This is a genomic window from Streptomyces sp. NPDC042638, assembly GCF_040647235.1.
In the GTDB taxonomy this organism is placed as follows: domain Bacteria; phylum Actinomycetota; class Actinomycetes; order Streptomycetales; family Streptomycetaceae; genus Streptomyces; species Streptomyces rameus.
Genome location: NZ_JBEZBT010000078.1, coordinates 24,793 through 25,678, shown reverse-complemented (window position 1 = coordinate 25,678; position 886 = coordinate 24,793). Strand labels below are relative to the sequence as shown.

The window sequence follows — 886 nt, the reverse complement described above, 5'->3', positions numbered from 1 at the left end:
CGCCGATGGTACTGCAGGGGGGACCCTGTGGGAGAGTAGGACGCCGCCGAACAATCTTTGGAGGACCCCTGGTCCCAGCGTTCAGCTGGGACCAGGGGTCCTTTTGTTTTTACAATGCTTGCGGTACCGAAGACAGGAGTCACCATGTCCACCAACTCCCCCGACGACCGACCGGAGCGCGACCAGCGGCGACGGGACAGTGGTGACCGCGGTGAGCGCGGCGGCTACCGCGGGGACCGTGGTGGCTTCCGTCGTGACAACGACCGTAACGACCGCGGCGGTTATGGCCGGCGCGACGACAACCGCGGTGGCGGCAGCGGTGACCGTAACGACCGCGGCGACCGTGGCGACCGTGGTGGCTTCCGTCGGGATGACCGCGGTGGGGACCGTCCGGCCTTCCGTCGCGACGACCGTCGTGATGACAACCGTGGCGGTGGCTACGGCGACCGTGGGTACGGGCGTCGGGACGACCGGCGTGAAGGAGACCGCGGCTCGCGTCCGGCGTTCCAGCGCGACGACCGTGACCGTGGCCCCCGTCGTGACGACCGTGGCGACCGCCCGCCCTTCCGCCGCGACGACCGCCGTGACGACCGTGGCGGCGACCGTCCCCCGTTCCGTCGCGACGACCGCCGTGATGACCGCCGTGACGACCGTGGCGGCAACCGTCCGGCCTTCCGTCGTGACGACCGTCGTGATGACAACCGTGGCGGTGGCTACGGCGACCGTGGCGACCGTGGGTACGGGCGTCGGGACGACCGGCGTGAAGGAGACCGCGGTTCGCGTCCGGCGTTCCAGCGCGACGACCGTGACCGTGGCCCCCGTCGTGACGACCGTGGCGACCGCGCCCCCTTCCGCCGCGACGACCGCGGTGGCGACCGTCCGGCCT

Annotated in this window: 1 pseudogene; it reads right to left on the bottom strand. The window is 71.6% G+C overall.

Annotated elements, in window-relative coordinates:
* Positions 1 to 81 precede the first annotated feature (81 nt).
* Positions 82 to 886: pseudogene (locus AB0B40_RS35335) on the bottom strand (hypothetical protein); the annotation flags it as partial.